The following is a 14,190-nucleotide window of genomic DNA, read 5'->3' on the forward strand; positions in this document are numbered from 1 at the left end:
TACATTTCACATCGACAGATGTTCCAATCATTTGAGCGAGTGAACTAAACATGTGTTGCTTGGTATGCAACACCACTGTAAAGGAATAAACATGCCTATTATTACTCTTCCTGACGGCAGTCAGCGCGAATTCGACAACCCTGTTTCTACTCTAGACGTTGCTCAATCAATCGGTCCTAGTCTTGCGAAAGCAACTATAGCGGGTCGTGTCGATGGTAACCGTGTAGACGCATGCGATCTTATCGAAGACGATGCGAGCCTTGAAATCATCACAGCAAAAGACGAAAAAGACGGTCTTGAGATCGTTCGTCACTCATGTGCTCACCTTCTTGGTCATGCTCTTAAGCAACTTTATCCGCAAGCTAAAATGGCGATTGGTCCAACCATCGACAACGGTTTCTACTACGACATTGATCTAGAAGAATCGCTCACACAAGACGATCTTGAAAAGATCGAAAAGCGTATGAAAGAGCTGGCGAAAACCAAATATCAGGTTATCAAGAAAAAAGTAAGCTGGCAGGAAGCTCGTGACGCGTTTGAATCGCGTGGCGAACCATACAAAGTTGAAATTTTAGACGAAAACGTCGCTCGTGATGACCGCCCTGGTTTATACCATCACGAAGAATACATTGATATGTGTCGTGGTCCTCACGTGCCGCACATGGGCTTTTGTCAGCATTTTACGTTGCTGAATATCGCTGGCGCATACTGGCGTGGTAACAGCGATAACAAGATGCTTCAACGTATCTATGGCACAGCCTTCCACGACAAAAAAGCGTTAAAAGCGCACCTTACTCGCTTAGAAGAAGCGGCGAAGCGCGACCACCGTAAAATTGGTAAGCACTTGGACTTGTTCCACATGCAGCAAGAAGCACCGGGTATGGTGTTCTGGCACCACAATGGATGGTCTATTTTCCGCGATTTAGAAGTGTTTGTTCGTGAAAAACTGACAGAATACGGTTATCAAGAAGTAAAAGGTCCACTTATCATGGACCGAGTGCTTTGGGAACGTTCTGGTCACTGGGATAAATACGCAGAAGCGATGTTTACAACTGCTTCAGAGAACCGCGAATACGCTCTAAAACCGATGAACTGCCCAGGTCATGTTCAAATCTTTAACCAAGGCCTGAAATCGTACCGCGATTTACCATTGCGTATGGCTGAGTTTGGTTCTTGCCACCGTAATGAACCTTCAGGCGCATTACATGGTATCATGCGTGTACGTGGCTTTACTCAGGATGATGCACATATCTTCTGTACAGAAAGTCAGATTCAAGATGAAGTCACTAGCTGTATCAAGATGGTTTACGACACGTATCAAACATTTGGTTTTGATAACATCGTAGTGAAGCTGTCGACTCGTCCAGAAAAACGTGTGGGAAGTGATGAGATTTGGGATCAATCTGAAGAAGCCCTAAAGCAATCTCTTGAAAATATGGAGATTCCATATGAAATTCAGGAAGGCGAAGGCGCATTCTATGGACCTAAAATTGAATTTACATTGCACGATTGTCTCGATCGAGCATGGCAATGTGGTACAGTTCAGCTAGATTTCAATCTACCAAGTCGTTTGGGCGCTACTTATGTTGGCGAAAATAACGAACGTCTTGTACCAGTAATGATTCACCGAGCAATTCTTGGTTCGTTGGAGCGCTTCATTGGTATTCTTATTGAAGAATACGCTGGTTTCTTCCCAACTTGGTTGGCACCAGAGCAAGCGGTTATCATGAATATTACGGATAAACAGTCCGATTATGTTCAAGAAGTTGCACAAAAACTGCAAAAAAGTGGAATTAGAGCTAAAGCGGACTTGAGAAATGAGAAGATAGGCTTTAAAATCCGCGAACATACATTGAAGCGTGTTCCTTACATGCTAGTCTGCGGCGACCAAGAAATGGAAGCTGGAGAAATTGCAGTCCGAACACGTAAAGGCAAAGACCTCGGTAAATTTAAAGTGGATGATTTTATTTCGTACATCCAAGCCGAAGTATCTAGCCGTAAGCTCAATCTGGAGGAATAAACTATTAAAGGCGGAAGACGTGGCCAACAGCCGGCCAAACAAAACCAGCACCGTTTAAACGGTGAAATTCGCGGCGTTCGTGAAGTTCGTCTTACAGGCGCTGACGGTGAACCCGTTGGTATCGTTTCTATTAATGAAGCGCTTGAAACAGCTGTTGAAGCTGGTATGGATCTTGTAGAGATCAGCCCTAACGCCGAGCCACCAGTTTGTCGTGTGATGGACTATGGCAAGTTCCTCTTCGAGAAGAGCAAAGCTGCGAAAGAGCAGAAGAAAAAGCAAAAACAGATTCAGATTAAGGAAGTAAAATTCCGTCCTGGAACTGATATCGGAGACTATCAGGTAAAACTACGCAACCTGACGCGTTTCCTTGAAGACGGCAACAAAGTGAAGGTAACAATTCGCTTCCGTGGCCGTGAAATGGCTCACCAAGAAATCGGTGTTGACGTTTTGAATCGATTGAAAGAAGACACAGTAGAACTAGCTGTTGTGGAATCTTTCCCTACTCGAATCGAAGGTCGCCAGATGATCATGGTTCTAGCCCCTAAGAAGAAGTAATTAACGGCTTACAAGTAATTAAATCCTGTCGCGTTCCCTTTGAAAAAAGGTATAAACGGCAGGTTTTTATTCGCCCTAATTACTATTGTTTAATAACTCAACAATGCGGAGTTCTTCATCATGCCTAAGATGAAAACCAACAAAGGTGCTGCTAAGCGTTTCAAGAAAACTGCTGGTGGTATTAAGTACAAGCACGCTACAAAACGTCACATCCTGACCAAGCGTACTACTAAGAACAAGCGTCAGCTTCGTCCAAATGCAATCCTTCCTAAGTGTGAAGTGGCTGCAGTTGTTCGTATGATGCCATACGCTTAATTCTTTTTAGTTATCAATCGTTTAGTTTAGGAGAAGCATAATGCCTCGCGTAAAACGTGGTGTACAAGCTCGTGCACGTCATAAGAAAGTTCTAAAACAAGCTAAAGGTTACTACGGTGCTCGCTCTCGCGTATACCGCGTAGCTTTCCAAGCAGTTACTAAAGCTGGTCAATACGCTTACCGTGACCGTCGCAACAAGAAACGTCAATTCCGTCAACTTTGGATTGCACGTATCAATGCGGCATCTCGTCAGAATGGTCTATCTTACAGCCGTTTCATCAACGGTCTTAAGAAAGCATCTATCGAGATCGATCGTAAGATCCTTGCTGATATCGCGGTATTCGACAAGTCTGCATTTGCAGTTCTAGTTGAAAAAGCGAAAGCTGCTCTTTAAGTAGCAGTGTAAGGTTTAATAAAAGGAGAGCATTTGTTCTCCTTTTTTCATTTCTGGTATTTAACTATAAGCCCGTCTGTCGCTAATATAAACTCTTTGCCTTCGGCGCTCAAAGCCTTGATAAAGGGCTAATAACACCATTTGCGCCTCTGTCTAACACATGCGTATAGATTTGTGTTGTTTTGACATCTGTATGCCCTAGTTGCTCTTGAACCGTTCTTATATCAGCGCCACTTTCTAACAAGTGTGTAGCAAAAGAATGCCGCAAAGTGTGGCAGCTGACATTCTTATCTATATTGGCTCGCTTGGCTGCCTTTCTTACGGTTTTCTGAATGGTCGATTCGCTCATATGCTGTCTTCTTAACATACCAGACTCGGGATCTACTGATAGCCTTCCAGATGGAAACAGGTAATGCCAGTTCAATTCAAATGGCGCATTTTGATATTTCTTGTGTAAAGCTTCAGGAAGCCACACGCCACCATAGCCTGGCGTTTCCATATCCCTGTTAAAGAATTGATGAACATTTTGTTCCTGCGATCTTAAAAATGGCTCCAATTCCTTAGCTAAAGTGACCGTTCTATTTTTTCCTCCTTTCCCGTTCCAGATCCTCACCGCCCCGTAGTGGTAATCGATATCATGTACTCTTAGCCGCATGCATTCCATTAACCGTAATCCAGAGCCATATAAAAGTTGCGCTTGTAGTTGATACGGCGGATCTATATGAAGTAGCAGTCTTCTTACTTCGTCTCTTGTGAGGACAACAGGCAGTTTCCTCTTAATTGCAGAGCGCTTGAATTTAATGTCGATGGCTAGAGGAGACTTAAGAACTTCTTTGTACAAAAACACCAACGAATTTAGCGCGATCGATTGTGAACTTGCGGCTAATTTCTGATCGCATGCTAGGTGAGAGAGAAATGCTTCTACGTCTTTATCTGCTAATTTCGCTGGGTGGACCATATTATGAAAATGAATATACCTACAGATCCACGCTGTATACGCATCTATTGTTCTTATGGCATAACGCCTAAGGTGCATAAATTCCTTTATGTAGCTTATAAATGCTGATTTCATGAGTGAAAAAATTACTGTTTTTATATACAGTTATGTATAAAAACATATTAATTCGAAACCAGCTTGTCCGGATATCGTTTTCCTGACAAAGAGCACATGGAAAGAAATGATAGGTCACTGAATTACATGAGTAATGCAGGTCTAGGAAAATCTGATTTGAGAGACTTAAAAACAATTTTCAGATTCCCCTCGCTATAGATAAAAAGAGTGATTAACATACCTGCGATGTTAAGTTTTAGAAGAGTTGAAATATGTCCTTTCCTCCTTGTCAAAATTGTCAGTCTGAATTTGTATACCAAGACCAGAATCATCTAATTTGCCCTGAATGTGCACATGAATGGAATCCATCAGAAGCATTTGATGAAGAAAATACCTTCACTGTTAAAGATGCAAATGGAACTCAACTCGAAGAGGGAGACAAGATAACCCTAGCGAAAGATTTAAAAGTAAAAGGCAGTTCTTTGGTTCTTAAAATAGGTACCAAAGCGGTCATTAGAAGAATTGTAGAAGGTAAAGATCATCAACTGGACTGCAAAGTAGATGGTGCTGGAGAAATGATGGTTACCGCTAAGTTTGTTAAAAAAGCCTAAGTTTGTTAGAAAACCTGAGTTTAAGCTAGAACATCAACACTTTGTTACGTTACTTCGGTTTTCTAGAATGAGTCGTTCGCTTTACTATGTAAGGAAATAAGTATCCGATTTTTAAGAGGTAATATGAAAAAGTCCCTTATTGCACTGGTTGTAACATTTGCCCTAGTTGGGTGTGAAGATGCAGCCAATGCTATCGATCAAGCACAAGAAGCTGCAAACAGCGCCGTTGATAGTTTCCAAGAAGAACTGGATTTTTCGAATTTTGCTGACTTAGATTTGGAGCAGTTTGGCAGTGCAGCAGAGTCGGCTCAAGCCCTTACATCAGCAATTGAACAAATTACGAATATGGATTTCAACGATTCTGAAGCACTTACTCAAGCCACAGAACACATTTCTAATGCGTATAGCTGTCTAGTTGACGCGTCTTCAGAGTCAACTGCTGAAAAGCTGATTGAAAAGGTCATGGGCTCTATAGCAAACCAAGATATGCTAACTCTTATTGAGGAAGGTGTAGAAAAAGCAAAAGCTGCGCAAGAGTGTGTCATCTAAATCAGCTTGTTGCTATTTTTAGTTGATACAAATGATGGTGTGAAAGTATAGGAGGCTCAAAGGAATCTGAGCCTTTATCGAATTAATTAAATTCCCGCTTTAATTCAAATGGAGAGCTGATTAGGCTAAATAATCACTTCATGGTATTTAGGATCATCTCTGTCGAGTAAGATCTTTGAACCATCTTTAAACGTATACATTTTTTTTGTGGAACTGATGAACTCAGATTGATTTGGCTTTAGGGCGATTTTCAATACTAAGGTTAATCCGTCGGTAAAGTCATATACAAGTTCTTCTGCGATGGTTTTCGTCATAAAATTGTTGTAACCCTTTGAACTAGCTAATGTTGGAATGCTTTTTAATCCTACCTTTATTTTCATCTAAAACCAAACTATACAAAGGGTTTTATCAGTCCCAAAAGTTGTGGTTTTGACTTGGTTGTATCAAAAATAAGATACATGAATAGGTTGGTTGGCGAATTCGTATAATGTGTCTTAAAGTTATTTATGGAGCAGTTTATCTTTGATTTTCGGGGAGGTGAACATGGCTGTAACTCGCAAACAAGGTGACACTGGTAAGCATTATAATCCTGAGCAGGATTTTAATAATGATCAAAGACATAGATTTACTGAAATAGCTAACCAAGCAGCCGAAAGGCGGGCTCAAAAAGCCGCACTACATGGGCGCTCGGAAGCTCAAGAGAAAGCACATAAACCGTCAGCACCAAAACGGAAGAAAAGCCGTTACGGCGGTTTAATCCGAGTAGTGATTTGGTCATTGGTACTTGGGCTAACTTGGCTATGGGTGATTTTTATGACTAGCACATGAGCGAAATAAAGAGAAAACCTAACTAATCTAGCCACTCTAAACTTAATAAATCTATCAGTGTTCTATACTGCTATTAGACGTGAACATAGCAGGTAAAAAAGATGGCACTCCCAAAAGAAATATCTGAAGAAGAAATCCAATACGAATCGCTCGGAGACTTCTTTCAAGATTTTCGAGAAGCTCATGAAAAATGTGAAGTTATTTTAATTGATCTTGAACATCGACCAGACGATGTGGATTTGTTAAATGGGCTTTTTCGGGTAGTGCACACCATTAAAGGAAACTTAGTCTATGTAGGCTTAGTGTCCATCACGCCACTTATGCAAAGCCTTGAAGATTTGCTGGATTATATTCGAAAAGGGCATTTGAAATACGACAGTATCCTGTGTGACGTTATTCTCCTTTCTTTAGACAAAACAAAGCAAATGGTAGAGGCAAGGTTAGACGAAAAAGAAAGCCCTCTAGCAGAAGACATACTTAATAAAATTTGCGAAGACATAAGTTTAGTTGCCGATGTCTCCCCTGAGAGACAGGTAGTGCTCATTAACGATGTGTTACTTTTGCTCGACCCTACAACTAAGTTAACTGAGCAACATACCGATGCTCCAATACTAAAAGAAATAGGGAAGGGGTCTGATGGTGAAAGCTACCAAAATGAGCTTTTAGCTATGTTGTCTAATTACGGTGTTGAAACCGATGATGACATCCGGTTTTACTCTAGCTTGGTTCAACCTCTGGAAGACAGAAGTAAGTATTGGCATGGGCGAACCCTAAGGCAGTTATTCTTAAGCTTAGAAATGAACAAATCAGCAGGTAGCCCTGTTGATACGGCTCAGTTAGCCGTTGCTGTCATGCTGCATGATATTGGCATGTCGTTTATGCCGCTAGAAATGTTGAATAAGAAAGGCACCATAACAACGGCAGAGAGAGAAATATTGCATCATCACCCTAATTCGGGGTATCTGTTGTTAAATGAATCCATTAGGTGGCACGACGCTGCGGTCATGATCTTCCAACATCATGAGCAAATGGATGGAACGGGTTATCCGAATCACTTAAATCAGGATCAAATCTCTGATGGTGCGAAAATACTGAGTATTGTCGATACTTTCGATGCTCGAACTCACGAGCGAGCACATCACACTCTACTTAAACGCCCACTGGTTCGCTGTATTGTGGAGATCAACAACTACAAAGGAACCCAGTTTGACGACAAGTGGGTTAATGTATTTAACCAAGTTGCCAAACAACATTTCAAGTCGGAATAAAGCGGGCTGGAAATATCATGGTGCGGCTTGTTAACAAACGTTAACTTCTTTACATATGAATTTTGGGATACATTTCAAACTATTATTCAAGCGCAAGAAACCTATGCGTTTGATCCTAATATGTCATTTGATGAAGCTTATACCTTATGGGTTAAATTACCTGAGGCGTGCTTTGTTTTTAAAGAAAATAATCAAATTCTAGGAAGCTATTACATAAAGAAAAATGCGGGTGGTCCAAGTCAGCATATAAGCAATTGTGGTTATATGGTCACTCCATTCGCCAGAGGAAAAGGAGTGGCAACGGCGATGTGTATTCATTCACAAGAGCAAGCAATAAGCTTGGGGTTTAGAGCGATGCAATTTAATTCCGTTGTTGCCTCTAACGATATAGCCGTTAAATTGTGGCAGAAACTAGGGTTTGAAATATTGGGTATTATTCCCGATGCATATCAACACAAAAAGTTGGGTTTTGTAGACAGTTACATCATGCATAAGACGCTTATTTAGGGTTACATATAACAGAATGGGATATAAGCTAATAAATTGAAATATAACGCTTTTATGGTGTTTATCTTAAATGGGATATTAACAAGATATATAATTATTAATAGTGAAATGTAAAAACCGTTGCGCTCCCTAATAATCTAAGATATTCTCCGCGCTAATCTCGAAGAGCGTTTTGGGGGATACGCACAATGACCATTCAAGCTGATTGTGACATTGTGTAGGGTAGGTACTAATCGGTGCTTCGATTAGTAGATGGGAAGAAGAATGCCACAGGACTGGTATTATTATAGGAAGCCCAACATGACTAATTTGACTTCATTTTTTAAAATCAGCTTCGTACTTCCGAATTGCGGTATTATCACCGAGCCTTGATCCGTCTGCACATTTCTTAAATAGCATTCTCTGCTAGTTTCTTTCCTTGTTTGTTTAACAAACACAGGTCGCTTTTATTTGCTTTCTCGTTAGCGCGAGGAAGGCATAAATATCGCTATTCAAAGATCATTTTCTTTAAATGGCACTATTTAAAGGTTTTTTGCGATGAGCACAGCTTTTGAAATGGACGCGTCACGCTCCGAATCCCCGTTTTCATCTCTTGTCCCGGGTATTGAAGGGGTTTATGACCTCACACCCGATCAAGTTTTACTCGATCAAGAACAACACGAGTCTGAAGTACGTTCTTATCCACGCCGTTTACCTATAGCAATAAAAAGAGCATACGGCGCTTTAGTAGAAGACACTCGTGGTCAGATTTTTCTAGACTGCTTGGCTGGCGCAGGTACGCTGGCAATGGGTTACAACCATCCAGAAATAAACCAAGCATTAAAAGAGCAGTTAGATTCTGGTTTGCCATATCAAACTCTAGATATCACCACCAAAGCCAAAGACACCTTCATTAAACGCGTAAAAGCGTTTCTTCCTGAAGATTTTGCTAAAAACTCTGCGATTCAGTTTTGTGGTCCTTCTGGTGCCGATGCGGTTGAAGCTGCAATCAAACTGGCAAAACAAACGACTGGTCGTAATACCATGTTTGCATTCCGCGGCGCTTACCACGGAATGACAAACGGCACCATGGGTATGATGGGGAACCTAGGCACCAAGGCACGCCGTACTGGATTGATGTCCGACGTACATTTCATGCCGTTTCCATATAACTTGCGATGCCCATTTGGTTTGGGTGGCGATGAAGGCGCAAAAGCCAGTATCCGTTATATGGAAAGGCTATTAAATGATGACGAAGCAGGCATCATGAAACCTGCCGCTATCATTGTTGAACCCGTACAAGGTGAAGGGGGAGTGATTCCCGCACCTGCTTTTTGGCTGCGCGAACTTCGCCGCCTCTGTGATGAGCATGGAATTTTATTAATATTCGATGAAATCCAGTGTGGCGTAGGTAAATCGGGTTACCGCTTTGCATTTGAAGAGTCGGGCATATCGCCTGATATTTTATGTTTATCGAAAGCCATTGGTGGTGGTCTTCCTATGTCTTTGCTGGTGTTCAGTAAAGACATCGATACTTGGAAGGCAGGCGAGCACACAGGTACATTCCGCGGCAACCAACTTGCGATGGTTTCAGGGGCGAAAGCGTTAGAGATTATCGAGAGAGATAATCTTGTTGAACACGCCAATATTGCCGGTCAGTACTTAAGGTTGGGTTTCGAGAAAATCCAGAAGCGCGTGAACTGCATTGCTGAAGTTCGCGGTAGAGGCTTAATGCTAGGTTTGGAAATTCAAAAACCAACCGGTGAGAAAAACAAATTTGGTGAGCCAGAATCCGATGGGGAACTGACGCTTGCTATTCAAAGAGCCGCACTAGAACGTGGCTTAATGGTTGAAAAAGGTGGGCGCGACGGCTCGGTTATTCGATTCTTGCCTCCTTTAATCATTTCGTTTGAGCAAATTGACTTTGCTTTGAAAGTGCTTGAAGAAGCGATCGTTGTCGCTGGCGGTGGCATTAAAGAACCGTTGCCAGAATCAGATGAGTGGAAAAAGCATTTCATTCACACAGGTGTAGCAGGCGCGAATGAATTTGCATCGGTAATGAACCACACAACTTCAGCGATGAAGCAACTTTTTGAACAAGTCGATAAGCCTTATTCAGGGATGGATCCTAAACTGCTTGAATCTCAAATCAATGCCGTCAACCTGAATTCGTCCAATGAAAGCCTGACTGATGTCATTAGCAGTGCAACAGACCTAGTCGCTAAAAATGCCATCTTTACGCAGCACCCCAATTGCATTGCGCATTTGCATACTCCTCCATTGATGCCAGCCGTTGCGGCAGAAGCCATGATTGCAGTATTGAACCAATCCATGGATTCGTGGGATCAAGCGTCTTCCGCTACTTATGTTGAACAGAAAGTGGTGGATTGGTTATGTGAGAAATACGACCTAGGCGAAAAAGCGGACGGCATCTTCACCAGCGGCGGTACACAAAGCAATCAAATGGGCTTGATGTTGGCACGCGATTGGATTGCCGACAAACTTAGCGATCATTCCATTCAAAAGCTTGGTCTACCAGACTATGCCGATAAATTACGCATCGTTTGCTCAGAAAAAGCACACTTTACAGTGCAAAAATCGGCATCTTGGATGGGTTTAGGCGAGAAAGCCATTCTCACAGTAGATGCATTGCCAAATGGCACCATGGACGCGTCGAAGCTGAACGACACTGTGACTAAAGCAAAAGCCGAAGGCTTGATTCCTTTTGCCATAGTTGGCACAGCGGGCACTACCGATCATGGTGCGATCGACGATATGAATACCATCGCCAATGTTGCTGAAAAACATGAACTTTGGATGCACGTTGATGGTGCTTACGGTGGCGCTCTGATTTTAAGTAGTCATAAAGCACGGTTATCCGGTATTGAAAAAGCCGATTCGTTGAGTGTGGATTTTCATAAGTTGTTTTACCAAACAATCAGCTGCGGATCTCTGCTTGTAAAAGACAAAGCGAATTTTAAGTACTTGCTTCATCATGCAGATTACCTAAATCGTGAACACGATGAGCTGCCGAATTTGGTCGATAAGTCCATCGCAACCACTAAACGTTTTGACGCTCTGAAAGTGTTTATGACAATGCAAAATGTAGGTCCGCAAGCGTTGGGCGATATGTATGATCACTTGCTTGAGCAAACTTTGCAGGTGGCAGACCTCGTGCATCAACGCAAAGGCTTTGAATTGCTGACCGAGCCAGCGTTATCAACGGTATTGTTTCGAGTGACCAATTCACAAGTAACGGACTTGTGCAAACTAAACCAAAAAGTGCGCATAGAAGCACTGGTTCGCGGTATTGCCGTTTTAGGTGAAACATCGGTTAATGGGCAGTCTGCACTTAAATTTACCATTTTAAATCCATGTCTGGCTTTGTCAGATTTTGAACAACTATTAAATGATATCGACCAGTTAGCGGTTGAACTAGCGAAATAAGGGAACAAGAATAATGGCAATTCTTCAAATTGGTGCAGGCGGCGTAGGTTGGGTAGTCGCGCATAAAGCAGCGCAAAATAACGACGCACTGGGTGATATCACAATTGCATCACGTACGGTCAGTAAGTGTGAAAAAATCATCGAATCTATTCAGAAGAAAAATAACCTAAAAGATCCATCAAAGAAGCTGGAAGCTCGCGCTGTAGACGCTGATGATGTGGAAGCGTTAGTTACGCTAATCAAAGACGTTCAACCGGATCTCGTCATTAACGCTGGTCCTCCATGGGTAAACATGACCATCATGGAAGCGTGTTATCAAGCAAAAGTATCGTACCTAGACACGTCAGTGGCCGTCGATCTGTGCTCTGAAGGGCAGCAAGTTCCACAGGCATACGATTGGCAATGGGGCTACCGCGAGAAGTTTAAAGAAGCCGGTATCACGGGTATTCTAGGTGCAGGTTTTGATCCTGGTGTGGTATCGATATTTGCTGCTTACGCAGTGAAACACTTGTTCGATGAAATTGACACCATCGATGTTATGGATGTGAACGCGGGTGACCACGGTAAGAAGTTCGCAACCAACTTTGACCCAGAAACCAACATGCTGGAAATTCAAGGTGATTCTTTCTACTGGGAAAACGAAGAGTGGAAACAAGTACCATGCCATTCTCGTATGCTAGAATTTGATTTCCCGAATTGTGGGACACATAAAGTGTACTCAATGGCGCACGATGAAGTTCGCTCAATGAAAGAATTCATTCCTGCTAAGCGTATCGAGTTCTGGATGGGTTTCGGCGACAAGTACCTAAACTACTTCAACTGTATGCGTGATATCGGCTTGCTAAGCCCAGATCCGCTGACTTTACATGATGGAACAGTAGTTCAGCCTCTGCACGTTCTTAAAGCACTGTTGCCAGATCCAACTTCTTTGGCACCAGGCTACACTGGCTTAACGTGTATCGGAACGTGGGTTCAAGGTAAGAAAGACGGCAAAGAGCGCAGCGTGTTCATTTACAACAATGCCGATCACGAAGTGGCGTACGAAGACGTTGAGCATCAAGCCATCTCTTACACGACGGGTGTTCCTGCCATTACCGCAGCACTTCAGTTTTTCCGCGGTGAGTGGGCAGACAAAGGTGTGTTCAACATGGAGCAACTAGACCCAGATCCGTTCCTAGAAACCATGCCTTCTATTGGTCTGGATTGGCATGTTCAAGAGTTGGAAGTTGGTCAAGGGCTACCGGTTATCCATACTTTGAAGTAATTCTTGTTATTTGCTGCTGTAGCGTTGTCCATCGTGTTCACTTACATTCGTAAACAACGCTCGGTCTCATAGCTACAAAAGCAAATCTCAACGAATTCCAAACAAAATAAATATAAGCCGATGCTCCTGCGTCGGCTTTGTACGATTTGGCAGCGCTTTCTAGCGAAGGCTCTCAAGGTACTAACAATGCAAAAAAGCGAACTTAAAACACCTTACTTCATGATTAATGAAGATAAGTTGATAGCAAATTTAGAGAAAGCAAAACTACTGAAAGAGATTTCGGGTGTGAAGTTGGTGTTGGCGCTCAAGTGTTTCTCCACTTGGGGAGTGTTTGACATCATCAAACCCTATTTAGATGGAACAACAAGCTCCGGTCCATACGAAGTTAAACTCGGACATGAAACCTTTGGCGGCGAGACTCACGCATACAGCGTTGGCTACAGCGAAGAAGACGTTCGCGAAGTCGCTGAAATTTGCGACAAGATGATCTTTAACTCCCAAAATCAATTGGCTGCCTATCGCCACATGGTTGAAGGCAAAGCTTCGATCGGTTTACGCCTTAACCCTGGTGTAAGTTATGCGGGGCAAGACTTAGCAAATCCGGCACGAAAATTTTCTCGCTTGGGCGTTCAAGCCGATCATATTAACCCAGAAGTATTCGATTCAATTGACGGTGTAATGTTCCACATGAACTGTGAGAACAAAGACGTAGACGCTTTCATTGGTTTGCTGGACTCCATCTCAGAGCAGTTTGGTGATTACCTAAACAAACTGGATTGGGTCAGTATGGGCGGCGGTGTATTTTTTACTTGGCCGGGTTACGACATAGAAAAACTGGGGCTGGCGCTGAAAGTATTCTCTGAGAAGCACGGTGTTCAGATGTACTTAGAGCCAGGCGAAGCCATCATCACCAAAACGACGGACTTAGTGGTTACTGTCGTCGATGTGGTTGAAAACCAAATGAAAACGGCCATCGTCGATTCTGCAACGGAAGCGCATCGATTGGATACCCTTATCTACGATGAACCCGCATCGATCCTTGAAGCGAATGAAAGTGGTGAACACCAATACGTGATTGGCTCATGCTCCTGTTTGGCGGGCGACCAATTCTGCGTAGCGAACTTTGATGCCCCGTTAGAAATTGGACAGAAGCTACACATCTTAGACAGCGCAGGCTACACCATGGTTAAGCTGAATTGGTTTAATGGGCTTAAAATGCCATCCATTTACTGTGAGCGCTCCGACGGGGAAATTCAAAAGCTGAATGAATTTGATTACTCCGATTTCAAACGTTCACTGTCTCAGTGGTCTGTTTCGTAGCATTCGAAAGAGAATCTATTACGGGCGAATACGTGGTGTGTTCGCCCTTTTCATATCTTGTCTATTGACTCGTGTAGAGAAT

Annotated in this window: 14 protein-coding genes; 12 read left to right on the forward strand and 2 right to left on the reverse strand. The window is 42.7% G+C overall.

The window, feature by feature from the left end; genetic code table 11:
- The first annotated feature begins 91 nt into the window (after window positions 1-91).
- The 4 genes from thrS (at window position 92) to rplT (ending at window position 3,284) form a co-directional block, all read left to right on the forward strand.
- Window positions 92-2,020: a threonine--tRNA ligase gene (gene thrS / locus CW749_RS26620; protein WP_101115500.1), complete on the forward strand. Its 1,929-nt coding sequence runs from the start codon at window positions 92-94 to the stop codon at window positions 2,018-2,020.
- A gap of 3 nt (window positions 2,021-2,023) precedes the next feature.
- A complete protein-coding gene (infC, locus tag CW749_RS26625) occupies window positions 2,024-2,575 on the forward strand; it encodes a translation initiation factor IF-3 (protein WP_101115501.1) in 552 nt (183 codons plus the stop codon).
- Between the two features lie 120 nt (window positions 2,576-2,695).
- Window positions 2,696-2,890: a 50S ribosomal protein L35 gene (rpmI, locus tag CW749_RS26630; RefSeq protein WP_004401085.1), complete on the forward strand. Its 195-nt coding sequence runs from the start codon at window positions 2,696-2,698 to the stop codon at window positions 2,888-2,890.
- Window positions 2,891-2,930: 40 nt separating this feature from the next.
- On the forward strand, window positions 2,931-3,284 hold the full coding sequence (gene rplT, locus CW749_RS26635) for a 50S ribosomal protein L20 (RefSeq protein WP_021019837.1): 354 nt from the start codon (window positions 2,931-2,933) through the stop codon (window positions 3,282-3,284).
- Window positions 3,285-3,393: 109 nt separating this feature from the next.
- Here rplT and CW749_RS26640 read toward each other — a convergent pair whose 3' ends face one another.
- Window positions 3,394-4,356 carry an integron integrase gene (locus tag CW749_RS26640; protein ID WP_101115502.1) on the reverse strand — a complete coding sequence of 321 codons (963 nt, stop codon included), beginning with the start codon at window positions 4,354-4,356 and terminating at the stop codon, window positions 3,394-3,396.
- A gap of 251 nt (window positions 4,357-4,607) precedes the next feature.
- Here CW749_RS26640 and CW749_RS26645 point away from each other — a divergent pair, with 251 nt between their 5' ends.
- Together CW749_RS26645 and CW749_RS26650 are read left to right on the forward strand one after the other, a co-directional pair.
- Entirely contained in the window at window positions 4,608-4,946 is a 339-nt protein-coding gene (locus tag CW749_RS26645; RefSeq protein WP_101115503.1) for a zinc ribbon domain-containing protein YjdM, read from the forward strand.
- A gap of 123 nt (window positions 4,947-5,069) precedes the next feature.
- The gene (locus CW749_RS26650) at window positions 5,070-5,495 is read left to right on the forward strand and encodes a hypothetical protein (protein ID WP_101115504.1); all 426 of its coding nucleotides are present in this window, start codon (window positions 5,070-5,072) and stop codon (window positions 5,493-5,495) included.
- 125 nt (window positions 5,496-5,620) lie between these two features.
- On the opposite strand, the gene CW749_RS26655 is transcribed toward CW749_RS26650, so the two are convergent.
- Window positions 5,621-5,809 carry a hypothetical protein gene (locus CW749_RS26655; RefSeq protein ID WP_145997889.1) on the reverse strand — a complete coding sequence of 63 codons (189 nt, stop codon included), beginning with the start codon at window positions 5,807-5,809 and terminating at the stop codon, window positions 5,621-5,623.
- 229 nt (window positions 5,810-6,038) lie between these two features.
- Here CW749_RS26655 and CW749_RS26660 point away from each other — a divergent pair, with 229 nt between their 5' ends.
- The 6 genes from CW749_RS26660 to nspC all read left to right on the forward strand — a co-directional run bounded on the left by CW749_RS26660 (window position 6,039) and on the right by nspC (window position 14,108).
- Window positions 6,039-6,323, forward strand: a complete 285-nt coding sequence (locus tag CW749_RS26660) for a hypothetical protein (protein ID WP_101115506.1) — start codon at window positions 6,039-6,041, stop codon at window positions 6,321-6,323.
- A gap of 101 nt (window positions 6,324-6,424) precedes the next feature.
- Window positions 6,425-7,591, forward strand: a complete 1,167-nt coding sequence (locus CW749_RS26665; RefSeq protein ID WP_101115507.1) for an HD domain-containing phosphohydrolase — start codon at window positions 6,425-6,427, stop codon at window positions 7,589-7,591.
- A 27-nt stretch (window positions 7,592-7,618) separates the two neighbouring features.
- Entirely contained in the window at window positions 7,619-8,098 is a 480-nt protein-coding gene (locus tag CW749_RS26670; protein WP_237322600.1) for a GNAT family N-acetyltransferase, read from the forward strand.
- 537 nt (window positions 8,099-8,635) lie between these two features.
- The gene (locus CW749_RS26675; RefSeq protein ID WP_101115509.1) at window positions 8,636-11,524 is read left to right on the forward strand and encodes a pyridoxal phosphate-dependent class III aminotransferase; all 2,889 of its coding nucleotides are present in this window, start codon (window positions 8,636-8,638) and stop codon (window positions 11,522-11,524) included.
- 13 nt (window positions 11,525-11,537) lie between these two features.
- The gene (locus CW749_RS26680) at window positions 11,538-12,788 is read left to right on the forward strand and encodes a carboxynorspermidine synthase (RefSeq protein ID WP_101115510.1); all 1,251 of its coding nucleotides are present in this window, start codon (window positions 11,538-11,540) and stop codon (window positions 12,786-12,788) included.
- A gap of 186 nt (window positions 12,789-12,974) precedes the next feature.
- The gene (gene nspC / locus CW749_RS26685) at window positions 12,975-14,108 is read left to right on the forward strand and encodes a carboxynorspermidine decarboxylase (protein WP_101115511.1); all 1,134 of its coding nucleotides are present in this window, start codon (window positions 12,975-12,977) and stop codon (window positions 14,106-14,108) included.
- Window positions 14,109-14,190: the final 82 nt, after the last annotated feature.

Source organism: Vibrio sp. vnigr-6D03 (assembly GCF_002835515.1).
In the GTDB taxonomy this organism is placed as follows: Bacteria; Pseudomonadota; Gammaproteobacteria; order Enterobacterales; family Vibrionaceae; genus Vibrio; species Vibrio penaeicida.

Excerpts from the sequence above, each read along its gene's own strand:
- thrS (WP_101115500.1), top strand. The coding sequence starts at position 92 with ATGCCTATTATTACTCTTCCTGACGGCAGTCAGCGCGAATTCGACAAC.
- CW749_RS26645 (WP_101115503.1), top strand. The coding sequence starts at position 4,608 with ATGTCCTTTCCTCCTTGTCAAAATTGTCAGTCTGAATTTGTATACCAA.
- CW749_RS26675 (WP_101115509.1), top strand. The coding sequence starts at position 8,636 with ATGAGCACAGCTTTTGAAATGGACGCGTCACGCTCCGAATCCCCGTTT.
- CW749_RS26655 (WP_145997889.1), bottom strand. The coding sequence starts at position 5,809 with ATGACGAAAACCATCGCAGAAGAACTTGTATATGACTTTACCGACGGA.
- CW749_RS26680 (WP_101115510.1), top strand. The coding sequence starts at position 11,538 with ATGGCAATTCTTCAAATTGGTGCAGGCGGCGTAGGTTGGGTAGTCGCG.
- rpmI (WP_004401085.1), top strand. The coding sequence starts at position 2,696 with ATGCCTAAGATGAAAACCAACAAAGGTGCTGCTAAGCGTTTCAAGAAA.
- rplT (WP_021019837.1), top strand. The coding sequence starts at position 2,931 with ATGCCTCGCGTAAAACGTGGTGTACAAGCTCGTGCACGTCATAAGAAA.
- nspC (WP_101115511.1), top strand. The coding sequence starts at position 12,975 with ATGCAAAAAAGCGAACTTAAAACACCTTACTTCATGATTAATGAAGAT.
- CW749_RS26660 (WP_101115506.1), top strand. The coding sequence starts at position 6,039 with ATGGCTGTAACTCGCAAACAAGGTGACACTGGTAAGCATTATAATCCT.
- CW749_RS26640 (WP_101115502.1), bottom strand. The coding sequence starts at position 4,356 with ATGAAATCAGCATTTATAAGCTACATAAAGGAATTTATGCACCTTAGG.
- CW749_RS26650 (WP_101115504.1), top strand. The coding sequence starts at position 5,070 with ATGAAAAAGTCCCTTATTGCACTGGTTGTAACATTTGCCCTAGTTGGG.
- CW749_RS26665 (WP_101115507.1), top strand. The coding sequence starts at position 6,425 with ATGGCACTCCCAAAAGAAATATCTGAAGAAGAAATCCAATACGAATCG.